This is a genomic window from Roseateles sp. P1_C6 (genome assembly GCF_056406315.1).
Map to the genome: position 1 here is coordinate 68,074 of NZ_JBFUAK010000010.1, position 23,732 is coordinate 91,805.

Here is a 23,732-nt window from a genome sequence, read left to right on the forward strand (position 1 = left end):
AGCTCGGGCCCAGCGCCTCCAGGCCAGTGTCGGCGGCAGTCGATACCGCGCGGGTCACACAGCTGGGGCCAACGCGCGCCGGCGAATCGGCCCGCGTGGGCTCAGGCCTCGACCGACTTCACCAGCAGGGTGCCGCGCCCCACGACGCAGGGGTGCGCGTTGCGCACCATGGCGCGGCCATCCAGGTGCGCCAGCCAGCCGCCCAGCGTGGCGTTCCACTCCACCGTGGCGACGCGCCAGTGCAGCACGACGTCCTGCTCGGCAAACACGGGCGCCTTGAAGGCGAAGTTGAAGTTCAGGCACAGCAGTTCACGCTCCTGGCCATCGTCGCTGCGCGAGAAATGGCTGGCGACCAGGCCGATCATCTGGGCCGTGGTCTGCTGGCCGCTGGCGATGATTTCGCCATGCCGGGCGCGCTGCGCGGCCTGCACGTCGTGGTGCAGCGGGTTGGTGTCACCGGTCAGGCGCGCGAAAGTGGCGATGTCATCCCGCGTGAAACGGATGAGGCGCTCGCAGGTTTCCCCTACCCGTATCAGGGCGGTCACGACCGGGTCGTCGGCAAAAGTGGTGTCCATGGCTAAGTCCTGAGCCCCGCAATGGGGCAAGTCAATGTGCGGCCCGCTGCCCCCAAAGAGGAAAGCAAAGGGAGTGCCTGACCGGAACGTTAGCTCAACCCGGTGACGTCACTGAACACCCATCACCATGCGAGGCGCTGGCCGTCGTAATTAAAGAAACTACCTGTATCGCCAGGCTTCACGCTGGCCAGAACGGTGCGCATGCCCGCCACGCTGGACGCGGCGTCGATGTCCGCGCCCGAGCCCCCCATGTCGGTGCGCACCCAACCGGGGTGAAAGCTGATGACGGTCGCCTGGCCCGCCAGGGCCAGCGAGGCGTCCTTCATCACCGAATTCACCGCCGCCTTGGAGGCGCGGTACAGCCAGCCGCTGTTGCTGGCGCGCTGGCCGATGGCGCCCATGCGGGACGACAGGATGGCCAGCCGCGCGCCCGGTGCCAGTGCCTCCGCCACCTGAGGCAGCAGGCGCATGGGGCCCAGCACGTTGGTGTGCATGACGGCATCGAAGTCGTCCTCGGTGGGCGACTGCAGGCCTTCGGTGCGTGGGCCGAAAACGCCCGCGTTGATGACGACGACGTCGAAGCGCTCGCCGTCGACTTGCCAGGCCAGCCCCGACACGCTGGCCGCGTCGGTCACATCCAGCTTCAGCGCGCGGGCGCCGTGCGCGGCGAGGCGTTCCAGCGCCGCCTCGTCCCGCGCGGTGGCGGTGATGCGGGCGCCGGCCGCGCGGTACTGGCGGACGAACTCGAAACCCAGGCCACGCGACGCGCCGACGATGAGGACATTCATTGTTTTGTCAGTGCCAGTTTGGCCGCCAGCACGGTAAAGAGACCCGCGCCACCGAGGTTGAGGCCGCGACCCACCCAGGGGCGCGGCTGGGAGCGCCGCAACGGCGCGACGATGGCGATCAGGCCGAGCAGGAACAGCAGCCCCTGCGCAATGAACCAGGCGCCGAGGAACAGGAAGGCCAGCGTCTTCTGGGATGAATCCGCCGCGATGAACTGCGGCAGCAGCGCCAGGAAGAACAGCGCCACCTTGGGGTTCAGCGCATTCGTGAAGAAGCCTTGGCGGGCGGTGCGCCACAGCGACGTCGGCGCAGCGACCTCTGCGGCGGCCGCTGCGGGCCGCAGCCCCGCGCGCGCCATGCCCCAGGCAACGTACAGCAGATAGGCGGCACCCACGTACTTGACGACCGCAAAGGCCTCGGCCGACGTGGCCAGCAACGCCGCCAGGCCAAAGGCCGCGGCCAGCGTGTGCAGCACGCAGCCGGCCATGATGCCCACGGCCGCCGCCACGCCCTGCCGCCAGCCGCCGCGCAAGGTGCTGGCCACCGTGTAGGCCATGTCGACGCCGGGCGTGGCGTTGAGCACGAAGACGGTGGCGGCGAACAGCGGCAGGTCGTGGGTGCCGAGCATGGCTTACAGCATCTCCACGGCCAACGCCGTCGCTTCGCCGCCGCCGATGCACAGCGCCGCCATGCCACGCTTCAGGCCGCGGGCCTTCAGCGCGCCCAGCAGCGTCACGACGATGCGCGCGCCGCTGGCGCCGATGGGGTGGCCCAGCGCGACCGCGCCGCCGTTCACATTGACGATGTCGTGCGGCAGCTTGAACTCGGCCATCGCGGCCATCGTCACGGCGGCGAAGGCTTCGTTGACTTCCCACAGGTCGACCTGGCCCGCCTGCCAGCCCGCCTTGGCCAGCGCCTTCTGGATGGCACCGGCCGGGGCGGTGCTGAACCATTCAGGCGCCTGCGCGTGCACGGCGTGGCTGACGATGCGGGCGACGGGCGTCAGGCCGCGCGCCTTGGCGGTGCTCTCGCGCATCAGCACCAGCGCGGCGGCGCCGTCCGAGATGCTGGAGGACGTGGCGGCGGTGATCGCGCCGTCCTTCTTGAACGCGGGCTTGAGCGACGGGATCTTGTCGAGCTTGGCCTTGAAGGGCTGCTCATCGAACTTGATGACGGTGTCGCCCTTGGGCGAGCTGATCGTGACGGGTGCCATTTCCCAGTCGAAGGCGCCGCTCTCGTTGGCGGCCTTGGCGCGCTGCGTGGACGTGATGGCGTACTGGTCCATGGCCTCGCGGCTGAAGCTGTACTTGGCGACGCACTGCTCGGCGAACACGCCCATGGCCTTGCCGCGCTCGTAGGCGTCTTCCAGGCCGTCGATGGCCATGTGGTCGTACATCTGCGCGACGCCGTACTTGACGCCCTTGCGCGCAAACATCAGGTGCGGCGCGTTGGTCATGCTCTCCATGCCACCGGCCACCATGACCTCGGCCGAACCGGCCGCCAGCATGTCGTGGGCGAACATCATGGCGCGCATGCCGGAGCCGCACATCTTGCTCAGCGTGACGGCGCCGGCGGAGTCGGGCAGGCCGGCCTTGCGCAGGGCCTGGCGGGCGGGCGCCTGGCCCTGGCCGGCCATCAGGCAACTGCCCATCAGCACCTCGTCGACGGCGTCGCCGGGCACGCCGGCACGTTCCACCGCCGCCTTGATGGCGACAGCACCCAGTTCCCAGCCGGCAAGGCCGGCGAAATCACCCAGCAGGCCGCCGATGGGGGTACGGGCGGCGGACACGATGACGATGGCATCGGACATGATCAGGACTCCGTTGGTAAACGAAAACGGGATTGTGGCGCGCCGAATCAGCGCAGCGCCGAAGGCGGCACGATGCCGCAGTCAGCGGGACGGACATCGGGCTCCAGGCGACGCACCGCGTGGCAGACCTCGTTCCAGAACTGGCGTGTCCAGGCCGGGTGGCGCTGCGCGAACGCCGGTGCGGCCGGCATGAAATAAGGCAGGCGCGCCACCGGCGGCGCCCACTCGACGAGGTGAGCGCGCTGCTCGGCGGTCAACGATTCGCGCGTGGTCAGCAGCAGGTCGAAGCGGCCCGCCTGCAGCATGGACAGCTCGCTCTCCATCGTGCCCACGGCCTCCAGCGACCAGCCGCGCTCGCGCGCGACGGCTTCCTGTACCGAACCCGCAATGACGCCCACGCGCCAGCGCGGCGACAGGCGGCGCCCATCCCAGCCGGCTTCGGCCGGCGTGCCGGTGCGCCCGTACAGGGCCAGGTGGCCGAACACCGGCGCCCAGGCCACGTCGGGCCGGCCTTGCGCGTCGAGCGGGAAGCGCAGCGCGCGCAGGCGCTCGGGCGTGACGCCATAAAGCAGCGCGAAGTCGAGGCTGCCCTGCGCCAGCGAGGCGCTGAGCCGGCGGCTCGGCAGCCGCACCAGCTCGGCGGCGCAGCCCAGGCGTTTCAGCGCGTCGCGCACGGCCACGACCTCCCAGCCCGGCGGGTCGGCGAAGCGCTGGCCCTGGCCCAGCAGGCCCGGCGGTGTCGCGCTGTCGTTGAAGCCGACGCGCAGCGGCTGTGGGCAGGCTGGCGCGGCGGCGCTCAGCGCGCAAACGCCGGCCAAACACAGCCCCAGACCCAGCCTCCGCCACATGCGCGAAGTTTAGGGGCGCCCGTCATTTCTTCGCGCCTCATGCCGCTCAGCGCCATAACCGGTAGGTCCAGAAGGCCTCCTCGACCTGCATGCGGCGGCGCAGTTCCTCGGGGCTGAAGCCGGTCAGCCGGCGTGTCTCGCGGCACAGGTGGCTCTGGTCGGCGTAGTCGTTGTCGGCGGCGATGTCGGCCCAGTTCACGCCGGCCCCACCGTCGGCGGCAGCGGCCACCGCATAGAACGCGCTCTCGGCCCGCGACACGGCGCGCAGCTCGCGCATCGGCAGGCCCGCCCAGGCCTTGATGCGACGCTCCAGCTGGCGCAGGCTGCGCCCGGCCGCGCTGGTGGCGGCGCGCACGGCCAGCGCCTGCGTCCAGTCGGCGTAGCGGTGGCCCGGGCGCTGCGTGCCCAGCGCCTGCCAGCGCGGCAGCAGGAAGGCTTCCAGCAGTTGCAGGCGCACCGTGTCGCCCGGCGCAGCAGACATGGCCTCGGCCCAGGCCAACCAGTCAGCGGGCAGCACCTCGCGTGCGTCGACCACCCGGTTGACGAAGCGGTCCAGCGCGACGCCCGTCATCGCCGTGAAGGCGTCGGGCAACAGCAGCAGCTTGAAGGCCTGCATCTCGCCCGGGTTGCGCGTGTGCGTGGGCAGCGTGAACGGCCCGCCGAACAGGATGGGAGCATGGCGGCGCTCGGGCGGTGGCGTCGAGAAGCCGGGCGTGGCCAGCCATTCGCTGCTGCCCTCGGCCCACCAGAACAGCTGCGCCAGCGGCGTCGCGGGGAAGTAGTTCTCGCGCTGCCGGGCATCGAGGCTGCGGCCGCGCGTGTCGCGCAGCATCACGCCGCGCACGCAGCCGGCCAGGGCCAGCGGCGGCAGCCAGAGTCGCGTCGCGTCTTCCATCGCGGTCAGTGTCGCATTCGTTCAAGACCGGTCGGCGCCCGCGGGCGCAGCATGCGGGCCATGACTTCACTGACCTGGAACGACCTGCCCGGCCACCCGACGCGCTGGTGGGGCCTGCCCGTGCTGGCGGCGATGCGGCGCGACTACCTCGCGGTGATCTCCGCGCAGCGGCCGCTGGGCGACCTGGTGCGCCAGCAGATCCTCGGCGAGCGCGGCGTCGACGTCTTCGACCCCGAGCTGCTGCGCGCAATCATGGTGGACCACGCGGACGCGCTGATCCGCTGGCAGCGCGGACCGGAGGTGTTTGCCGAACTGATGGGCCAGTCCGTGCTGGTCACCGAAGGCGCCACCTGGCAGCGCCAGCGCCGCATGCTGATGCAGGCCTTCACGCCCCGCCGGGTGGCCGGCTACGCGGCGCTGATGACCGAGGCCGCCGTCGCGGGGCTGGACCGCGTGGCCGACGGCGACGTGGCGATGGACGCCTTGTTCAGCCACCTGACGATGGACGTCATCTCGCGCACGCTGTTCAGCACGCCCATCGGCGCCGACACGGGCGCCGCGGCCGAAGCGGTGCAGGTGCTCAGCGAGACGGCACTGGCCGAGATGTTCTGGCCGGTCACGCTGCCCGACTGGCTGCCGCTGCCCGGCAAGGCGGCCAAGCGGCGCGCGCAGCGGCTGATGCACGGGCTGCTGGGCGGCCACGTGAATGCCCGGCGGACGAGCGGCGGCAGCCAGCCCGACCTGCTGGGCATGCTGATGGCGCTGCGCGACGAGGCGACCGGCGAGGCGCTGTCGCCGCAGGAGGTCTATGACCAGTGCATGGTCAGCTTCCAGGCCGGCCACGAGACCAGCGCGACCGCGCTGCTGTGGTGGAGCTGGCTGCTGGCCGCCCACCCCGAGGCGCAGGCGAGGGCGCGCGCCGAGGTGGACGCGCTGCTGGCCGGCCGCGCGCCGACCGCCGACGACGCAGGCGCGCTGCCCTTCCTGTCGGCCACGCTGAAGGAGGCCATGCGCCTGTACCCGCCTGTCGCAGGGCTGCTGACGCGGCGGCTGACGCGCGACATCACGGTGGGCGGCGTGCGTCTGCCGGCACGGACGCTCGTGCGCGTGACGCCCTGGCTGCTGCACCGCGACCCGCGCTGGTGGCCGGACGAACCGCTGGGCTTCAAGCCCGAGCGCTTCCTGCCCGGCGCGCCGCAGGAGATCCCGCGCGGCGCCTACATCCCCTTCGGCCTGGGGCCTCGGGTCTGCCTGGGCCAGCATTTCGCGGTGCTGGAAATGACGCTGATCGCGGCGCTGGTGCTGCAGCGGTTCGAGCTGGCGCCCGTTGGCACCGAGGCGCCCAAGCCGCGCATGGCCGTCACGCTGCGGCCAGACGGCGGGCTCAGGCTGCGGTTGACCAGGAGGCCCGCATGAACGCCTGGCTCGCTGGCGCCGCGGCGCTGGTCTTCGTCATCGGCCTGGTGCACTCGTGGCTGGGCGAGCTGAGGATATTCCGCCACCTGCGCCGAGGCGGCCTCGTGCCCACGGGCGGTGAGCCGGTGCTGCGCGCCTTCCAGACGCGCATCCTGTGGGCCAGCTGGCATCTGGTGACGGTGCTGACCTGGGCACTGGCGGCGCTGCTGCTGTGGCTGGCGCACCCGGCGGTGCGGGCCGTGTCAGGCGGCTTCGTCGAAACCGTCAGCATGGCCGCGCTGACGGCCGGCGCGGGCTTGGTGCTGTGGAGCAACCGCGGCCGCCACCCGGCCTGGATCGCGCTGCTGGCTGCGGCAGCGCTGGTGCAGATGTCGTTGCGCTGAGGGCCGCTCAGCGCGGCGGCTTGACGCCGCAGTCGACACCGCGCGACTCCGGCGACAGCCGCCGCGACTGCTGGCACAGCTCGCGCCAGAACTCGGTGACGAAACCGGGCGCCGTGGCGTGCACCTTGCGGCTGGCCGGCGCGAAGTACGGCAGCCGCTCGACCAGCGGGGCCAGTTCAACCAGCGGGTCGTCGCCGCTCAGCTGGGCCTGCGGCAGCGACTCGCGCGTGGTCAGCAGCAGCTCGAAGCGGTGCGCCCGCAGCGCGGCCACGCTGCTCTCGTAGCTGCTGGCGGCCTCCACGGTCCAGCCGCGCTCACGGGCCATGGTTTCCTGTGTCGAGCCGCTCACCACGCCCACCCGCACGCCGGGCGGCAAGGTCGTGCCGGTCCAGGCCTTCAGCGCCGGGCCGCCGGACAAGCCGTACAGCGCCAGATGACCGATCCCCGGAGCCCACGCCGCATCGGCACGGCCGCTGGCGTCCAGCGGGAAGCGAAGGCTGCGCAGGCGCTCGGACGTTGGTCCGAAGAACAGGGCCAGCTCCAGGTCGCCCAGCTCCAGCGCGCGCAACACGCGCCGGCCGGGCAACCGCACCAGCTCGGCCGGGCAGCCCAGGCGTAGCACCGTCTCCCGTACCGCCTGCACGGACCAGCCGGGCGGGTCCTCGAAGTCGGGCCCGCTGCCGAGCAGCAGCGGCACAACGGGCGTGTCGATGAAGGCGATGCGCAGCGGCTGCGGGCATGGCGCCGCCCAGGCCGCAGCCGGCAGGCACAGGCCCAACAGCAACGTCAGGCGCGACAGCAGGCGCATGCGCGGGGTCGTCAGCGGTAGAACGCCTCGACCTGGCCCTTGAGCTTGATGCACAGCGGTCGGCCCTTGCGGTCCAGCGTCTTGCCGGCCGGCACCTTGACCCAGCCTTCGCTGATGCAGTATTCCTCGACGTCGTTGCGCTCCTTGCCGTTGAAGCGGATGCCGATGTCATGCTCGAAGACTGCGGCGACATGGTGGGGGCTGCGCGGGTCGACGCTGAGGTGGTCGGGGAGTTCGGGGCGGGTGTCGGACATGGGCTTAGAGGCGCGATGGATCAGGCCGCCATTGTCGCGCGCCAAGCTGGGGATACCGCCGCGGCGCCGACCGGCCCAGCATGGCGGCATGACCGAGATCACCCAGTTGCTGACGGCCCTGGCCGCGGGCCAGGCCGACGCGCGGGACCGCCTGTACACGTTGCTCTACCCGGAGCTCAAGCGCCTGGCCCGGAGTCATCTCGCGGGCCATGCGCCGATGACGCTGGAGCCGGCCGCGCTGATCCATGAGGTGTGGCTGAAGAGCGCCGGCCGCGAAGGCGCGCTGCACCGCGCGCAGTTCTTTGCCCACGCCAGCAAGGTCATGCGCAGCGTCATCATCGACCATGTGCGCGAGCGCCGTGCCGACAAGCGCGGCGGCGGGTTTGCCGACGTGACGCTGTCCACCCAGGCGTTGGAGCAGCTCGCCCCCCCTGACATGCTCAAGCTCGACGACGTGTTGCAGATGCTGGAGCGCGCCGACGGCCGCGCGCACCAGGTCGTCGAGATGCGCTTCTTCGGCGGTCTGGAGATGGAGGAGATCGCCGAGCTGCTGGGCGTGTCGGTGCCGACGGTGAAGCGCGACTGGCGCAAGGCGCGCGCCTTCCTGTTCGACGCGTTGCAGACGTGATGAAGCCCCTCGTCCGGTCTCAGCCCGACAGTCACCGGCGACCACGGTGAAGACCACCGACCGGGCCGATGCGCTGGCGGCCTTCGATGCCTGGCAGGACGCGGGCTCGGCCGAGCGCGAGGCGCTGCTGGCGGAGCTGCCACCTTCGCAGCGCCAGCGGCTGCTGGCCTTGATCGAAGCCGACCGCGCCGCCGAGGCACGAGCCTTCCTGGCCGAGCCGGCCCAGTTACCGGACGCGCCCGAGCTGGCCGGCCAGGTGCTGGGCGCGTGGACGCTGGTCGCGCCGCTGGGCAGCGGCGGCATGGGCGAGGTGTGGCGCGCGCGGCGCAGCGACGGCGCGCACAGCGGCGAGGCGGCCATCAAGCTGTTGCACAGCCCGTGGCGCGGCGAAGCGGCGCAGGCGCGCTTCCGGCGCGAGGGCGAGCTGCTGGCGCGACTGACGCACCCGCACATCGCGCAGCTGCTGGACATCGGCGAGGCGCTGCTGGGCGGCACGCGCACGCGCTACCTGGTGCTGGAGCTGGTGGACGGCGAGCGCATCGACACCTGGTGCGGCGCGCAGGGCCTGGGCACCGAAGCGCGGCTGCGGTTGTTCCTGCAGGTCTGCGACGCGGTCGCGCACGCGCACTCACGCCTGGTCGTGCACCGCGACCTCAAGCCCGGCAACATCCTCGTCACGGCAGGCGGCCAGGTGAAGCTGCTGGACTTCGGCGTCGCCAAGCTGCTGGCCGATGACACCGGACCCGAGCTGACCGCGCAGGCCGCGGCGGGCCTGACGCCCGAGTACGCCGCGCCCGAGCAGTTGCGCGGCGAGCCCGTCAGCACGGCCACCGACGTCTATGCGCTGGGCCGGCTGCTGTGCCTGCTGCTGACCGGCCAGCGCGAGCTTGGGGCCGCGCTGCGCGGCGAGCTGGCGCTCATCGTCGCCAAGGCCGTCAAGCCGCGGCCGGAGGAGCGCTATGCCGGCGCCAGCGCGCTGGCCGACGACGTGCGCCGCCACCTCGAGCACCAGCCCATCAGTGCCCGGCCCGACTCGCTGGCCTACCGCAGCGCCAAGTTCGCGCGCCGCTACCGATTGCAGCTGGCCGCGCTGGGGCTGGTACTGGCCAGCCTGCTGGCCGGCGTGGCCGCGACGACCTGGCAATGGCGACAGGCCGCGCAGGAGACCGAGCGCACGCGGCGTGTGCAAAGCGTGCTGACGGAGCTGCTGGCCGGCCTGAGCCCGGATGCCTCGGGCAGCGCCACCGTGCCCATGATCGAGCTGCTGCGCCGCAGCTGGGCCGAGGCGAAACGGCGGCTGGGCAGCGACCCGGGGTTGCTGGCCGAAGTGGCGCGGCCGCTGGGCCTGCTGCTGAACCAGTCCGGCGACATAGCGCTGGCCGACGAAGCGCTGACGCTGGCGCATGCACAGCTGCAGGGGCGCGGCGACACCGGGCGCGAGGTGGTGTTGCAGCTGGCCAATGCGCGCCGCCGGCTCGGCAAGGTGGACGAGGCGCGCGGCTTGTTCGATCAGCTCGCCGGTGGCGACAGCGCGCAGGCCGCCATCGCGCTGGCCAACCTGGGCGACATGGCCGCGGAGGCCGGCGACCTGGCGCGCGCCGAGACGCTGCTGCACCGCGCCGAGCCGCTGGCGCTGGCCCGCTTCGGGGCTGACCACGAGGCGTATCGCAAGTCGCTGGATGCGCTGGCCAATCTCGCCCGCGCCCAAGGCCGCTGGGACGAGGCGCGCAAATGGCTGGCGCGGCTGGTGCAGGTCAGCGAGGGCGCGAACCGCCTGGTCGCGGCGCAGGCGCGCAGTTCCGCGGCCATGCTGGAGGCGGAACTGGGCCGCCATGCCACCGCCGTACCGCTGCTGCGCGCCAGCGTTGCCGAGCTGGCGGACGTGCTGGGGCCGGGCGATGCGACGACGGTCTACACGCGCGTCTGGCTGGCCGGCGCCCTCTTCCACCACGGCGAACCGGACGCCGCGCGCCGCGAGGCCGAGGCCGCCGCGCGCCAGGCCGAGGCGCTGGCCGAGCCGGAGGCGCAGCCGCTGGTGGCGCTGACGGCAGCACGGCTGCAACTGCGCCTGGGTGAGCCGGCCGCCGCAGCCACGCGGCTGCGGACCGCGCTCGGCCGCCTCCAGGCCACCGGCAATGCCACCGCCGCGGCGCGCGCGCTGGCGCTGCTGGGCGAGGCGGCACTGCGCCAGGGCCACGCCGGCGACGCTGGCGACGCAAAGCGCAGCCTGGAAGAAGCGCTTGCGCAGCAGCGCCGCCTGCTGCAAGCCCATGACACCGACCTGTGGCCCACGCTGGTGCTGCTGGCGATTTGCGAGGCGCAGGCCGGCCAAGCAGAGCGCAGCACCGCGCTGCTCGCTGAGGCCGTCGACGTGGCGCGGGCCGGCCTGCCCGACGGCCACCCCGACCGCGCCCGCGTCGCGGCGCTGCAGGCGCTGTTCACGCCCGACCGTGCCGCGCGCGATGCGGCGTTGCAGGCCTATGGCCAGGCGCTGGCCGACCGGCATGACGCCACGGTCGTGCGCAAGGCACTGCTGGCGTTGCAGGCATTGCCGGCGCCCAGCCGCGATGCGCGCGATGCTCTGGTCCTGTTGAGTTTTTGATGGAGAACGCCATGCGCTCACTGCTGCTTATCCGATCCCTCGCGACGCTGCTTGCCGCCTGCACGGCCGCGGCCCTGGCCGCGCCGACAACCCCGGCGCCCGTGGCCAAGACGGCCTCCGGCCCTTCAATCGCCACCACACAACCGGGCACAGCGCCGGCCGCGGGTGGCAATGGCGGCAGCCTGAGCATCAACGGCGGCAACACCGCCGGCCAGGTCAAGCCCAAGCTGCCCAAGTGCCCCGACCCGCTGAACAACGCCTGTCCGGCCGTGAAGGCGCCGGGCAAGTAGGCTGCCGCTCAGCCCTTCGTCACGACCAGCGTGACGTCGTACTTGCCGCCGTCGCCGACGATGGTGAAGGTCTTGGTCTTGGCGCCGGCGGCCACGTCGAGCAGGCTGGCGCTGAGCGCCACTTCCCGCGTGGAGCCGACGCGGTCGTCGAAGTTGGGCGCACCGGTCGGGATGGCCAGCGCACCGTTGATGTCGGCGATCAGCTTGGACACGCGCTGAGCCCGCGTCATGCCGGCCGACGCGGCCAGTGCGCCCACGACGGCGGCCTTGGCCAGCTCGCGCGCGGCACTGGCCTTGCCGTCGTCGTGCTCCATCATGGACACGAGGATGACGGCATTGGCCGGGTTGGCGATGGCCTTGGCCGCGCCCGACGGACCCCAGGCGTTCCTGCGCCAGATGATGAAGGGCATGTCGCTGGGGTTGATGCCGGGCTGCAGCGGCTGGGTCGTGCAGGTGTCGCCAGCGTCCACGCCGCCCCAGGGGCCGTACAGCGTGACCTCGGCGTTGGGCAGCAGCGGGTTGGTCAGGTCGACGGCGGTGATGAGCACATAGGGCTCGTCCGAGCCGACTTCGTCGGTCTCGATGCGGCACTTGATCTTCTTCAGGGCGATGGTGACGGGCAATGCGGCCATGATGTTCTCCGGTGAGTTGGGAGGGCGGCAACACGCCGGCCTCGTCATCAAGGACGCAAGCGCGGCCCGCCAGGGATCACGGCGCCGCAGGTGAAAACTACCCTCGCCGCGGCGAACGGCGCTGCTGACAAACGCTGACAGCGCCGACCGCGAGCATGGCGACCTTTCAACGGAGACCGCCATGCAACCCGACTGCCTCATCCTCTACGTCAACAGCCCCGCCGAGAGCGTGCTGTTCTATCGCTCGCTGCTGGGCCGCGAGCCCGTCGAGCAGAGCCCCAACTTCGCGATGTTCATGCTCAACGACAAGACGATGCTGGGCCTGTGGGCCGCACACGACGTGCAGCCCGCCACCGGCCAGCGCGGCGGCGCCGCCGAGATCGGCCTGACGGTGGGCACGGACGACGAAGTCCACGCCGCCGTGGCCGCGTGGAAGGCCTCCGGCTGGCCCGTGCTGCAGGCGCCCACCGCGATGGACTTCGGCTACACGGCCGTGACGGCCGACCCGGACGGGCACCGCGTGCGGGTGTTCCGCCCGACCCAGGGCTGACGACGCAGCCAGGGGTTTCCCGGTGTGCCCTGCGGCACCCGGCGGGAACGGTCGGACACTCACGCCGTTCCCGCACAGGAGATCCCATGTTGAAGACCACCCGCCGCGCGGTGCTGGGCGCCATCAGCGCCGCTGCGCTCGCACTGACCGCCGGCCCCACCGTCGCTGCGCCCGCCGCTCAGTCGGACCGTTGGCAGATTCCCGTCCACACCAAGACGCTGGCCAATGGCCTGACGGTCGTCATCTCACCCGACGCCAGCAGCCCCACCGTGGGCATCAGCGTCGTCTACAAGGTCGGCATGCGGCTGGAGCCGAAGAACCGCACCGGTTTCGCCCACCTGTTCGAGCACCTGATGTTCCAGGGCACGCCCAAGGCGCCCAAGGGCGTATTCGACCAGGTCATCACCTCCGGCGGCGGCAACAACAACGGCTCCACGCGGCCGGACTTCACCAACTACATCGAGACCGCGCCGTCGTCGGCGCTGGAGTCCATGCTGTGGCTGGAGGCCGACCGCATGACGCTGCTGGACCTGAACCCGACGTCGCTGAAGAACCAGCAGGACGTGGTGAAGGAGGAGATCCGCGTCAACGTGCAGAACCAGCCGTACGGCGGCTTCATGTGGCTGGACATCTCCGCCCTGGCGTTCGACAAGTGGGAGAACGCCCACGACGGCTACGGCAGCTTCGTGGACCTGGAGAACGCCAACCTCGACGACGTGCGCGCCTTCCACCGCGACTTCTACGGCCCCAACAACGCGGTGCTGTCCATCGCCGGTGACGTGACGCCGGCCCAGGGCTTCGCGCTGGCCGAGAAGTACTTCGGCAAGATCGCCAAGCGCGCCACGCCGCAGCCCAGCAACTTCACCGAAGGCCTGAACACCGCCGAGCGCCGCCTGACCCAGCCCGACAAGCTGGCCCAGGTGCCGGCCATCGCCGCGGCCTGGAAGCTGCCCGACCGGGCCAGCAAGGACCAGGCGCCCTTCGCCGTGCTGGGCCAGCTGCTGGCCGGCGGCGACGCGTCGCGCCTGTACCAGGGCCTCGTCAAGGGCCGTGAGCTGGCGCTGAACGTCAGCTCGCTGTACGGCCTGACGGGCGTGTGGGAGTACGACGGCCCCAGCCTGTTCACCGTGTTCGCGCTCTACAAGCCGACGACCAACGCCGACGCGCTGCTGGCCGGCATCGACGAGGAAGTGGCCCGCATCGTCAAGGATGGCGTGGATGACACGACGCTGAAGAACCTGAAGACGGCGCTGCTGGCCGACTGGTACAACGACCTGGAGATGTTCCTGCGCCGCGCCGACCGCCTGGCCAAGCTGCAGGCGCTGTGGGGCGACGCCGGCGTCGTCAACAAGGTGCCGGGCTGGATCGAGGGGGTGACGTCGGCCGACGTGCAGCGCGTGGCCGCCACCTACCTGACGAAGGCCAACCGCTCGGTCATCGACCGCAAGCCCGCCGCCATGCTGGCCGCACCCGCTGCCGCATCCGCCGCCAAGCCGGCTTCCCAACCCTGATGCCGAGGCCGTGATGACCCAAAGCACCCCCGCTTCCTTCCGCCTTGGCCTGCTCTCCGCAGCGCTGGCATTCGCCACTGCCGCCCAGGCCGCCACCGTCACCCTGCCCGCCGAACTGCCGCCGTTCGGCAAGGACAAGCCGCTGGCCGTGCCCAAGATCACCCAGCAGACGCTGCCCAACGGGCTGCAGGTCTGGGTCGTGCCGCGCAACGGCATCCCGCGCGTGGACTTCGTGCTCGCCGTGCGTGGTGCCGGCTTCGGCGCCGATGCCCCCGACGCGCCCGGCCGCGCCAAGCTGCTGGCCGGCCTGCTGTCCGAAGGCACGGCGCAGCGCACATCCAAGCAGATCGCCGAGGCCGCGCAGGCCATGGGCGGCTCGCTGGGCGCGTCGGCCAGCAACGACGGCATCAGCGTGTTCGGCAACGCGCTGGCCTCGCACGCCGGCGGCATGGCGCAACTGCTGGCCGACGTGGCCCGCCGCCCGGCCTTTCCGGACGGCGAGGTGCAGCTCGCCAAGACCAACGCGCTGCAAGGCCTGAAGGCCAGCAGCACGCAGCCGGGCTTCCGCGCCGCCAAGGCGCTGGACGGCGCCATCTACGGCCCGCACGCCTATGGCCGCACGCAGGAGACCGAAGGCGCCATCACCGCCGCCAGCGCCGAGGCCTTGCGCGCGGAGCATGCGCGGCGCTTCCGCCCCGACCGCGCGCTGCTCGTGATCACCGGCCGCATCGACGCGGGCGCGGCGCTGAAGCTGGCCCGCGAGGCCTTCGGCGACTGGCAGGCCAGCGGCGACGCGGCACCGGAGCTGGCCGCGCCCGCCGCGGCCATGCCCGTGCAGCGCCTGCTGCTGGAGCGCCCGGGCAGCGTGCAGTCCACGCTGCGCCTGGGCCGACCCGGCATGGCGGCCAACGGCGACGAACAGGTCGCCCTGAGGCTGACCAGCACCATCCTCGGTCAGGGCTTTTCCAGCCGCGTGAACCAGAACCTGCGCGAGGAGAAGGGCTACACCTACGGCGCCCGCGCCGGTGGTCAGTCGTGGCGCGTGGGCGGTGCCATCAGCGGCGGCGCCGACGTGCGCAACGAGGTGACCGGGGCGGCCATGACGGAGTACATCAAGGAGTACCGCCGCATCGGCGCGGAGCCCGTGCCCGAGGCCGAGCTGGGCATGAACAAGCGCTTCATGGCCGGCAGCTACCTCGTCAGCACGCAGCTGCAGGGATCGGTGGCGCGCCAGCTCGCCGGCAACTGGCTGGTGGGCCTGCCGGCGGACTTCCTCGGCAAGTTCGTGCCGGCGCTGCAGAAGGTCTCTGCCGCCGAGGTGCAGGCCATCGGCAGGAAGTACTTCAACCCGGACGAGCAGAGCTGGGTGGTGGTGGGCGACCCCGGCAAGATCGCCGAGCAGCTGAAGGCGTTCGGCGAGTTCGTGACGGTGAAGCCCTGAGCTGAGCGCGAACGGCGGGCCACTGGCGCCCGCCTCGCGCGGTCAGCGCGTGCGCCGCGGCTTGCTCTTGCCGCGCAGCTGGGCGCCGGCGCTGGCGTTGCCGCGCGTCGCCGGCTTGTCGGCCGCGGGCTTGACGGGCTTGACCAGCCCCGTGGCGGCGGACACAGCCACGGTCTGGAACTCGGCCGCGTAGTGCTTGCGCATGCGCACGATCTCGCGGCTGTACTTGCTGGCGAGCTGCTGCTTCTTGGTGTCCGACAGCAGGCGGCCGGCCAGCTGGAAGAACTTGGACTCCTCTTCCTTGAGGTGATGGCGGACCTTGAAGCTGAGCGTCTTCGCGGTCGCGATCCAGCCGTCCTGCTGCTTGTCGCGCACCGACAGGTCTTCGAGCAGCTCGTCGACCTGGTGGTGCTCGTGCAGCGCATGCCGGGAGGCATCGAGACCGCCGTCCTCCATCAGCAGCGGCACGTAGAGGTGGCGCTCCTCGGCGGCCGCGTGCGCCATCAACTCCACCTTGAGCTGCAGGAACAGCAGCTGGCGCGCGGCCATGTCACCGCGCGACGCCGTGAGCTTGCGGCACAGGTCGCGTTGCAGGTCGTGGCTTTCACGGATGGCGTCAAAGATCATGCAGTCGTCTCCAGGGGCGGGGTGCCGCTGCGACGATTCTGGCGAGCCGCTGGCCCCGCGTCTGTCGGACTGGGCCGCTTCGCGTCAGCCCGCGGCGAAGCGCCGCGCCGGGTCGTAGGGAAACACGTCGTGCACATGCCCCGCCAGGATGCGCGCCTTGTGGCCCTGCCAGAACGCGGCGTCCAGCAGGTCGGCGTGGTGGCGCATGAAGCTGTCGCGCACGCGCGGGTTGCCGAGCAGGAAGGGCGCGAAGGTTTCCGGGAACACGTCGCGCGGCCCGACCGCGTACCAGACCTCGCCCGACATCTCCTCCTCCTCGTTGCGCGGCGCCGGCACGCGGCGGAAGTTGCAGTCGGTCAGGTACTCGATCTCGTCGTAGTCGTAGAACACGACCTTGCCGTGGCGGGTCACGCCGAAGTTCTTCCACAGCATGTCGCCGGGGAAGATGTTGGCCGCCACCAGGTCCTTGATCGCGTTGCCGTACTCGATGACGGCGCGCTCCAGCTGCTCGGGCGAGGCCTCCTGCAGGTAGATGTTGAGCGGCACCATGCGGCGCTCGATGTAGAGGTGCCTGATGACGAGGTCGTCGCCGTTCTCCTCGATCAGGCTGGGGCAGAAGTGCTTCAACTCGGCGATCAACTCGTCCTCGAAGCGATGGCGCGGGAAGGCGACGCGCGTGTATTCCAGCGTGTCGGCCATGCGGCCCACGCGGTCGTGGGTCTTCACCAACAGGTACTTGCGCTGGATCTGTTCGCGCGTGGTGTCCTTCTGCGGCGGGTAGAAGTCCTTGATGACCTTGAACACGAACGGGAAGCTCGGCAGGTCGAACACCAGCATGACCATGCCCTTGATGCCCGGCGCGATGCGGAACTTGTCCGATGAATGGCGCAGGTGACCGAGGAAGTCGCGGTAGAACAAATTCTTGCCCTGCTTCTGCAGGCCCAGCGCCGCATAGATCTCGGAGCGCGGCTTGCGCGGCATCAGGGAGCGCAGGAACTGCACGTAGGCGCTGGGCACCTCCATGTCGACGAGGAAGTAGGCACGGGCGAAGCTGAACAGGATCAGCAGGTCGTCCTCGCCGAACAAGGCCGCGTCGATGACGAAACGGCCATCGTCATGGCGCAGGATGGGCAGTGCGAACGGCGTCTCGGTGAAGCCGTTGATGACCTTGCCGACGACGTAGGCGCCCTTGTTGCGGAAGAACAGCCCGGACAGCACCTGCAGCTGGAAGTTGGCTCGCCAGCGGAAGTCGCCGAGCTGGCGGCTGACGGCGGCCAGCACCTGGCCGATGTCGCGATCCAGGTCGGCGAACTCGCCGTTCAGCTGGAAGTTGGTGATGACGCGCTTCAGCGTGTCGCGCAGCGTGTCGGGTGACGGGTAGTAGGCGCGGTAGGTGGGCGTCGCGGCGGGCTCGTCGTTCTCGATGTACTCGGTCGAGATGGCCGGGCGCACGAAGATGAAGGCGTTGTCGAAGTAGGCGTGGTGCAGGATGCGCGTGCAGACCGAGTTGAAGAAGGTCTCGGCCAGTTCGGGCTGGTGGTGGTTGGTCAGCAGGCCGATGTAGTGCAGCTTGACCTGCTGCCAGACTTCCATCGCCAGCGTGGACGCCGCAAAGCGCTGTTCCAGCAGTTCTGTGGCCTCGGCCACGCGGGCGTCGTAGAACTCGATGCGCAGCGCCTGGGCGCGCTGCTGGCCCGGCCAGTCGCCGCGCTCGAAGCGGGCCTTGGCCTCGGCAGACGTGGCGCGGAACAGCCGGTAGTGGCGGTCGAAGCCCCCGAGCAGGGCCTGGGCAATCTCGAAGGCGCGCGAGTCCGTCAGCTGGGTGGGGAACATCGCCCCACTCTAGCCGCCGTCGCTCAGACGGCGCTGGCGTAGCGCTGCTTGACGCGCTGCAGCGCGCGCTGGTACGTGGGTTCCACGTCCTCGGCCTTCGCGGCCGTCAGCGTCAGGTCTTCGAGCAGGCCGTTGTGCAGGCCATAGACCCAGCCGTGCACGACGATCTCCTGGCCGCGTTGCCAGGCGTCCTGCACCACCGTCGTCTGGCAGGCGTTGCGCGCCTGCTCCAGCACGTTCAGCTCGCACAACGCATCGACACGCCGGGCCTCGGGCAGGCCGTCCAGCCAGGCTTGGTGGTCGTTGCGCACGTCCTGCACATGGCGGATCCAGTTGTCGGCCAGGCCCACGCGGATGTCGTACAGCGCCGCGCGCACGCCGCCGCAGTTGCTGTGGCCCACGATGATGATGTGGCGCACCTTCAGTTGGTCCACCGCGAACTGCATGACGGACAGGCAGTTCAGGTCGGAGTGCACGACCACGTTGGCGACGTTGCGGTGCACGAACAGCTCGCCCGGCAGCAGGTTGACCAGCTCGTTGGCCGGCACTCGGCTGTCGGCGCAGCCTATCCACAGGTATTGCGGCGTCTGCTGCTTGAGCAGCCGCGAGAAGAAGCCGGGCTCGCGCGACTCGGTGTCGGCGGCCCATTGCTTGTTGTTGTCCAGCAGTTCCTGAAGTTCGTGGCTCATCGTCGTCATGATGGCATTGTCGTCGTGGGTGGTGATGGCCTTACATGGTCTCGGCGAACAGCTCGCGCCCGATCAGCATGCGGCGGATCTCGGACGTGCCCGCGCCGATTTCGTAGAGCTTCGCGTCACGCCACAGGCGGCCCAGCGGGTACTCGTTGATGTAGCCGTTGCCGCCGAAGATCTGCACGCCTTCGCCGGCCATCCAGGTCGCCTTCTCGGCCGTCCACAGGATGACCGAGGCGCAGTCCTTGCGCACCTGGCGCACGTGCTCGGCGCCCAGCAGGTCGAGGTTCTTGGCGACCGTGTAGGCGAAGCTGCGTGCGGCCTGCAGCACGGTGTACATGTCGGCCACCTTGCCCTGGATGAGCTGGAACTCGCCGATGCTCTGGCCGAACTGCTTGCGGTCGTGGATGTAGGGCACGACGTTGTCCATCACGCTCTGCATGATGCCCAGCGGCCCGCCGGTCAGCACGGCGCGCTCGTAGTCCAGGCCGGACATCAGCACCTTGGCGCCGCCGTTCACCGCGCCCAGCACGTTCTCGGCGGGCACCTCGACGTTGTTGAACACCAGCTCGCCCGTGTGCGAACCGCGCATGCCCAGCTTGTCGAGCTTCTGCGCGATGCTGAAACCCTTCATGCCCTTCTCGATCAGGAAGGCCGTCACGCCGCGCGCGCCCAGCTCGGGCTCGGTCTTCGCGTAGACCACCAGCGTGTCGGCGTCAGGGCCGTTGGTGATCCACATCTTGGTGCCGTTGAGGACGTAGACGCCGCCCTTGTCCTCGGCGCGCAGCTTCATCGACAGCACGTCTGACCCAGCACCCGGCTCGCTCATCGCCAGCGCGCCGACGTGTTCGCCGCTGATCAGCTTGGGCAGGTACTTGGCGCGCTGCGCGTCGTTGCCATTGCGCTTGATCTGGTTCACGCACAGGTTGCTGTGCGCGCCGTAGGACAGGCCCACCGACGCGCTGGCGCGGCTGATCTCTTCCATCGCGATCATGTGGGCCAGGTAGCCCATGTCCGCGCCGCCGTACTGCTCCGGCACCGTGATGCCCAGCACGCCCAGCTCACCCATCTTGCGCCACAGGTCCATCGGGAACTGGTCGCTGCGGTCGATCTCGGCCGCGCGCGGGGCGATCTCCTCGTCGGCAAACGCGCGCACGGCGTCGCGCAGCGCATCGATGTCTTCGCCGAGCTGGAAGTTGAGGCCGGGCAGATTCATGGGGGTGTCTCCTGCTGTCCGCCCGGTCAGCGCCCGCTCGTGCCGGGCCTGCTGGGCAGGTTAATTGACGTAAACGTCAACTGTAGCAACTCAGCCGGTGGCGTCGGCCGGTTGCGGCAGCAGGCGGCGCACCAGCGGGTGGGCGATCTTCTTGTCCGTACCGACGGCGTAGAAGGCCTCCTCGACGCCGATGCAGTCGCCCACGCGCACCAAGCCGTCGCGCTCGACCAGCTTGTCGCTCATCAACGCCGCGGCCGGAAACACGCCCATGCCCGCCGCGCCAAAGGTGGCCAGCAACGCGCTGTCCTCGAACTCGCCGGCCACGCGGGCGCGCACGCCGTGGCGCTCCAGCCACTGGTCCAGCCGCGGGCGCACGGCGGCATGGGCCGTGGGCAGCAGCAGCGGCACGTCGGCCAGCGACGCCGGGAAATCGCGCGCTGCCGCCGCGGCCCAGCGCGGCGCCGCGAACCAGGCCATCGGCGAGCTGCCCAGCGCATGGCTGTAGACGCGCAGATTCGGGTTGGGCGGCGCCGGCCGGTCGGCCAGCACGACGTCCAGGCGGTGCAGGGCCAGGTCGCCCAGCAGGTCATCGAACTCGTCCTCGTGGCACAGCAGCCGCAGGTGGGGCGTGTCGATGATGGGTTGCAGCAGGCTCTGCACGACCAGCTTGGGCAGGCCGTCCGAGATGCCCACGGCCAGCCGCACGGCCGGCGCGGTCGCAGCGTCGCGCACGCGCTCGGGCAGCACCTCGCCCAGCGTGAAGATCTGTTCAGCCACCTCCAGCGCCGCCTGGCCGGCGTCCGTCAGCGCCAGGCCACGGCCCGCCGGCTTCAGCAGCGAAGCACCCAACGACTGCTCCAGCTCGCGCACCTGTGTCGACACGGTCTGCACCGACAAGCCCAGCCGCTCGGCCGCGCGCGTCAGCCCGCCCTCCTTGGCGACGGCCCAGAAATAGTAGAGATGGCGGTAGCTGAAGCTCAGGCTCATGCGGCGATCATCACAAGTTATACGGAAGTATTGCTTCTTGATTTTCTGCTTTTTCTTGCAGCCTGGGAAGCCTAGTCTGGCGATCCTCGTCGATGGCTCAGGAGGCCCTCATGCAAAACCAACCCCGCACCCTTGCGATCGTCACGCCTTACGGCGGCACGGTCGACCGTGGCACTGCCCACCGCGTGCTGCGCAACACCTACGCGCTGCTGTCGCTGACGCTGCTGTTCAGCGCCGGCGTCGCCGCCGCGGCCGTGGCGTTCAACCTGCCCTCACCCGGCATCATCCTGACGCTGGTGGCCTACTTCGGCCTGCTGTTCGGCATCCACAAGCTGAAGAACAGCGGCATGGCCGTGGGCCTGGTGTTCGCGCTGACCGGCTTCATGGGCTGGACGCTGGGCCCCTTGCTGACCCGCACGCTGGCGCTGCCCGCCGGCGGCCAGGCCGTCATGCTGGCGCTGGGCGCCACGGGTGCCGTGTTCCTGGCGCTGTCGGCCTACGCGACCACCACCAAACGCGACCTGTCGTGGATGGGCGGCTTCCTGTTCGCCGGCATGGTCGTCGCCATGCTGGCCGGGCTGGCTGCGATCTTCTTCCAGATCCCGGCGCTGGCGCTGACGGTCTCCGCCGTCGTCGCGCTGCTGTCGGCCGGCTTGATCCTGTTCGAGACCAAGCAGATCGTGGACGGCGGCGAAACCAACTACGTGCTCGCCACCGTCAGCCTGTTCGTGTCCATCTTCAACCTGTTCACGAGCCTGCTGCACCTGTTCGGCTTCGCCGGCGCGGATGACTGAGGCAGGACCAAGGACAGCGCCTGCGCGCTGTCCGACGCTTGCCGAAGGCCAGGCGCCATGCAGGGCGCCTGGCATGACGATCAGGGCTGCTTCCTGAGCAGCCACAGGTAGAGGCCGACGCCGATGCCGGCAAAGGCCAGGCCGCCCAGCCACTGGGCGGTCGTCGCGAAGCTCTCGCCCACCAGCGCCAGCGGCGCGCCCTGGCCGGAGAACACGACGACGGCCGCGAGGACGACGCCCAGCAGGCTCTCGCCGACGATGAGGCCGGAGGCCAGCAGCACGCCGAGCTGCTTGGTGGCTTCGGGGTCGCGCTTGTGCGATGCACGGCGGTCGAACCACCAGCCCGCCACGGCGCCGACGACGATGATCAGCGTGCTGTTCAACGGCAGGTAGATGCCCAGGCCCACGGCCAGCGGCGCCAGGTGGGCCTTGCCGCCGCTGCCGCGCTTGAGCACCTCGTCCACGAGGATGCAGGCCACGCCGACGGCGGCGCCGATACCGATCAGGTTCCAGTTCAGGTCACCCTGGATGACGCCCTTGGCGAGCGCCGAGATCAGCGCGGCCTGCGGCGCGGCGAGCGCCGTTTTCGGGTCCGCGCCAGGCACGCCGGCAAAGCCGTAGGCTTTGTTCAGCAGGTCCAGCACCGGCGGGATGACGATGGCGCCGGCGAGCACGCCAATGATCAGCGCCACCTGCTGGCGCCACGGCGTCGCGTCGACGAGCTGGCCTGTCTTCAAGTCCTGCAGGTTGTCGTTGGAAATCGTCGCGACGGCGAACACGACGGCCGTGACGAACAGCGCAAAGGCAACCAGCGCCTGGCCGCTGGAGGCCGGCAGCAAGGGCTTCACCGCCACGGCCAGCAGCAGCGATGCGCCGATGACGACCAGGATGCCGACGCCCGACAGCGGGCTGTTGGACGAGCCGATCAGGCCGGCCATGTAGCCGCAGACGGCGGCGACGAAGAAGCTCATCAGCACGACGTAGACGACACCGCCGACGACCAGCAAGCCGAGCTGGTCGCCCAGGCCCGCCGAGGTCGCAAAGCTGGACAGCATGAAGCCGATGGGCAGCATGCAGGCCAGCGTGATGAGCCCGACCCAGCCGATGGGGATGTCGCGCTCGTTGCGCGGCAGCGTATCTGCCTTGCCGGCCTTGCGCACGCGCGCCGACATCGCGGCCGAGTGCAGGCCCGCGACGACCGGCTTGGCTAGCTTGACCAGCGTCCAGATCGCCGCGACGGCGATGCAGCCGGCGCCGACGAAGCGCACCTTCTTGCTCCACGCGAACAGCGCCACGGCCTCGGCCGCACCGTCCACACCCTGCGTCAGGAAAGGCACGAAGCCGACCCAGGCGATGGCCGCGCCGACCAGGATGGCGATGCCCACCCACAGCCCGACCAGGTGGCCCACGGCCAGCAGCGCGAAGCTGAAGTTGATGTCGTAGCCGGTGGCGCCCGAGGTCCTGCCCTGCTCACCGGGCAGACGGAAGTACTGCGCCAGGTTGGCCGCGAACAGCTGCGTCGCGATGACGACGCTGAAGCCTGCCGACACGACGCCGCCGACGACGATGGCCAGCAGACCCTGGCGGCTGCCCTCGCCGCTGTCGCTGGCATGGCCGACCTTCAGCACCTCGGCGCAGGCGACGCCTTCCGGGTAGGGCAGCGGCGAATTCGTGACCAGCGCGCGGCGCAGCGGGATGGAATACATGACGCCCAACACGCCGCCCAGCGCGCACAGCGTCATGGACATCCAGTACGGGAAGCCGCTCCACCAGCCGATCATGACCAGGCCGGGCAGCACGAAGATGATGGACGACAGCGTGCCTGCCGACGAGGCGATGGTCTGCACGATGTTGGTCTCGCCGATGGAATTGCCGGCGGCGCGGCGCAGCAAGGCCATGGAGATGACGGCGGCCGGGATGGACGTCGCGAACGTCAGGCCGGCCTTCAGGCCGAAATAGACGTTGGCGGCCGTGAAGACCAGCGTGATGAGGATGCCCAGCACGATGCCGCGCAGGGTGAGTTCGGTGCCCAGTTCGGGCGTGGCGGTGGGCGATGAGGTGCTCATGCTTGTGCGTGCAAACGCCGGGTCTGGCGAGGTGCGCATCATCGTGGCAGCCTGCACGGTCAGCGGGTCCGGATAACCCTAGACCGTC

The 23,732-nt window shown here is 70.5% G+C and carries 24 protein-coding genes; 9 read left to right on the forward strand and 15 right to left on the reverse strand.

All coding sequences use genetic code 11. The features are described 5' to 3' along the window. Window positions 1-101 precede the first annotated feature (101 nt). The 6 genes from AC1D29_RS21575 to AC1D29_RS21600 form a co-directional block, all read right to left on the reverse strand. Window positions 102-575 carry a MaoC family dehydratase gene (locus tag AC1D29_RS21575; protein ID WP_477901254.1) on the reverse strand — a complete coding sequence of 158 codons (474 nt, stop codon included), beginning with the start codon at window positions 573-575 and terminating at the stop codon, window positions 102-104. Between the two features lie 122 nt (window positions 576-697). Further along, a complete protein-coding gene (locus tag AC1D29_RS21580; protein WP_477901256.1) occupies window positions 698-1,363 on the reverse strand; it encodes an SDR family oxidoreductase in 666 nt (221 codons plus the stop codon). Next, window positions 1,360-1,989 (reverse strand): LysE family translocator, encoded by a 630-nt coding sequence (locus AC1D29_RS21585; protein WP_477901258.1) that lies wholly within the window; start codon window positions 1,987-1,989, stop codon window positions 1,360-1,362. The genes AC1D29_RS21580 and AC1D29_RS21585 overlap by 4 nt, the downstream gene beginning before the upstream one ends. A gap of 3 nt (window positions 1,990-1,992) precedes the next feature. Then, window positions 1,993-3,171 carry an acetyl-CoA C-acyltransferase gene (locus tag AC1D29_RS21590; protein ID WP_477901260.1) on the reverse strand — a complete coding sequence of 393 codons (1,179 nt, stop codon included), beginning with the start codon at window positions 3,169-3,171 and terminating at the stop codon, window positions 1,993-1,995. A 47-nt stretch (window positions 3,172-3,218) separates the two neighbouring features. Then, a complete protein-coding gene (locus AC1D29_RS21595; RefSeq protein ID WP_477901262.1) occupies window positions 3,219-4,019 on the reverse strand; it encodes a substrate-binding periplasmic protein in 801 nt (266 codons plus the stop codon). Window positions 4,020-4,065: 46 nt separating this feature from the next. Continuing rightward, window positions 4,066-4,914 carry a helix-turn-helix domain-containing protein gene (locus AC1D29_RS21600; RefSeq protein WP_477901264.1) on the reverse strand — a complete coding sequence of 283 codons (849 nt, stop codon included), beginning with the start codon at window positions 4,912-4,914 and terminating at the stop codon, window positions 4,066-4,068. 60 nt (window positions 4,915-4,974) lie between these two features. On the opposite strand from AC1D29_RS21600, the gene AC1D29_RS21605 reads away from it, so the two are divergent. Beyond that, window positions 4,975-6,330 carry a cytochrome P450 gene (locus tag AC1D29_RS21605; protein ID WP_477901266.1) on the forward strand — a complete coding sequence of 452 codons (1,356 nt, stop codon included), beginning with the start codon at window positions 4,975-4,977 and terminating at the stop codon, window positions 6,328-6,330. After that, window positions 6,327-6,713: a hypothetical protein gene (locus AC1D29_RS21610; RefSeq protein ID WP_477901268.1), complete on the forward strand. Its 387-nt coding sequence runs from the start codon at window positions 6,327-6,329 to the stop codon at window positions 6,711-6,713. The genes AC1D29_RS21605 and AC1D29_RS21610 overlap by 4 nt, the downstream gene beginning before the upstream one ends. A gap of 7 nt (window positions 6,714-6,720) precedes the next feature. On the opposite strand, the gene AC1D29_RS21615 is transcribed toward AC1D29_RS21610, so the two are convergent. Next, window positions 6,721-7,521: a hypothetical protein gene (locus tag AC1D29_RS21615; protein ID WP_477901270.1), complete on the reverse strand. Its 801-nt coding sequence runs from the start codon at window positions 7,519-7,521 to the stop codon at window positions 6,721-6,723. A gap of 11 nt (window positions 7,522-7,532) precedes the next feature. Continuing rightward, on the reverse strand, window positions 7,533-7,775 hold the full coding sequence (locus AC1D29_RS21620; RefSeq protein WP_477901272.1) for a DUF3297 family protein: 243 nt from the start codon (window positions 7,773-7,775) through the stop codon (window positions 7,533-7,535). Between the two features lie 88 nt (window positions 7,776-7,863). Between AC1D29_RS21620 and AC1D29_RS21625 the strand changes: the two genes are divergently transcribed. The 3 genes from AC1D29_RS21625 to AC1D29_RS21635 are packed head-to-tail and all read left to right on the forward strand — an operon-like array spanning window position 7,864 to window position 11,295. Continuing rightward, complete coding sequence (locus tag AC1D29_RS21625) at window positions 7,864-8,403, forward strand: ECF-type sigma factor (RefSeq protein WP_477901274.1); 540 nt, start codon at window positions 7,864-7,866, stop codon at window positions 8,401-8,403. A 46-nt stretch (window positions 8,404-8,449) separates the two neighbouring features. Next, entirely contained in the window at window positions 8,450-11,005 is a 2,556-nt protein-coding gene (locus AC1D29_RS21630; protein ID WP_477901276.1) for a serine/threonine-protein kinase, read from the forward strand. A gap of 11 nt (window positions 11,006-11,016) precedes the next feature. Beyond that, window positions 11,017-11,295, forward strand: a complete 279-nt coding sequence (locus tag AC1D29_RS21635) for a hypothetical protein (protein WP_477901278.1) — start codon at window positions 11,017-11,019, stop codon at window positions 11,293-11,295. 8 nt (window positions 11,296-11,303) lie between these two features. Here the strand turns inward: AC1D29_RS21635 and AC1D29_RS21640 are convergent, their stop codons facing one another. Further along, on the reverse strand, window positions 11,304-11,927 hold the full coding sequence (locus AC1D29_RS21640) for a hypothetical protein (RefSeq protein WP_477901280.1): 624 nt from the start codon (window positions 11,925-11,927) through the stop codon (window positions 11,304-11,306). A gap of 181 nt (window positions 11,928-12,108) precedes the next feature. On the opposite strand from AC1D29_RS21640, the gene AC1D29_RS21645 reads away from it, so the two are divergent. The 3 genes from AC1D29_RS21645 to AC1D29_RS21655 all read left to right on the forward strand — a co-directional run bounded on the left by AC1D29_RS21645 (window position 12,109) and on the right by AC1D29_RS21655 (window position 15,429). Further along, window positions 12,109-12,477 (forward strand): VOC family protein, encoded by a 369-nt coding sequence (locus AC1D29_RS21645; RefSeq protein ID WP_477901282.1) that lies wholly within the window; start codon window positions 12,109-12,111, stop codon window positions 12,475-12,477. 86 nt (window positions 12,478-12,563) lie between these two features. Next, window positions 12,564-13,988 carry a M16 family metallopeptidase gene (locus tag AC1D29_RS21650; protein ID WP_477901284.1) on the forward strand — a complete coding sequence of 475 codons (1,425 nt, stop codon included), beginning with the start codon at window positions 12,564-12,566 and terminating at the stop codon, window positions 13,986-13,988. 13 nt (window positions 13,989-14,001) lie between these two features. After that, the gene (locus AC1D29_RS21655; protein WP_477901286.1) at window positions 14,002-15,429 is read left to right on the forward strand and encodes a M16 family metallopeptidase; all 1,428 of its coding nucleotides are present in this window, start codon (window positions 14,002-14,004) and stop codon (window positions 15,427-15,429) included. Window positions 15,430-15,471: 42 nt separating this feature from the next. On the opposite strand, the gene AC1D29_RS21660 is transcribed toward AC1D29_RS21655, so the two are convergent. The 5 genes from AC1D29_RS21660 to AC1D29_RS21680 all read right to left on the reverse strand — a co-directional run bounded on the left by AC1D29_RS21660 (window position 15,472) and on the right by AC1D29_RS21680 (window position 20,784). Then, the gene (locus AC1D29_RS21660) at window positions 15,472-16,056 is read right to left on the reverse strand and encodes a hemerythrin domain-containing protein (protein ID WP_477901288.1); all 585 of its coding nucleotides are present in this window, start codon (window positions 16,054-16,056) and stop codon (window positions 15,472-15,474) included. Between the two features lie 84 nt (window positions 16,057-16,140). Further along, window positions 16,141-17,889, reverse strand: coding sequence for a bifunctional isocitrate dehydrogenase kinase/phosphatase (aceK, locus tag AC1D29_RS21665; RefSeq protein WP_477901290.1), 1,749 nt, complete (start codon window positions 17,887-17,889; stop codon window positions 16,141-16,143). A gap of 23 nt (window positions 17,890-17,912) precedes the next feature. Further along, window positions 17,913-18,578, reverse strand: a complete 666-nt coding sequence (can, locus tag AC1D29_RS21670) for a carbonate dehydratase (RefSeq protein WP_477901292.1) — start codon at window positions 18,576-18,578, stop codon at window positions 17,913-17,915. Window positions 18,579-18,618: 40 nt separating this feature from the next. Next, complete coding sequence (locus tag AC1D29_RS21675) at window positions 18,619-19,797, reverse strand: isovaleryl-CoA dehydrogenase (RefSeq protein WP_477901294.1); 1,179 nt, start codon at window positions 19,795-19,797, stop codon at window positions 18,619-18,621. Window positions 19,798-19,887: 90 nt separating this feature from the next. Then, window positions 19,888-20,784, reverse strand: coding sequence for a LysR family transcriptional regulator (locus AC1D29_RS21680; RefSeq protein WP_477901296.1), 897 nt, complete (start codon window positions 20,782-20,784; stop codon window positions 19,888-19,890). A gap of 110 nt (window positions 20,785-20,894) precedes the next feature. Here AC1D29_RS21680 and AC1D29_RS21685 point away from each other — a divergent pair, with 110 nt between their 5' ends. After that, a complete protein-coding gene (locus tag AC1D29_RS21685) occupies window positions 20,895-21,578 on the forward strand; it encodes a Bax inhibitor-1/YccA family protein (protein WP_477901298.1) in 684 nt (227 codons plus the stop codon). 80 nt (window positions 21,579-21,658) lie between these two features. Here AC1D29_RS21685 and AC1D29_RS21690 read toward each other — a convergent pair whose 3' ends face one another. Next, window positions 21,659-23,644 (reverse strand): OPT family oligopeptide transporter, encoded by a 1,986-nt coding sequence (locus AC1D29_RS21690; RefSeq protein ID WP_477901300.1) that lies wholly within the window; start codon window positions 23,642-23,644, stop codon window positions 21,659-21,661. Window positions 23,645-23,732: the final 88 nt, after the last annotated feature.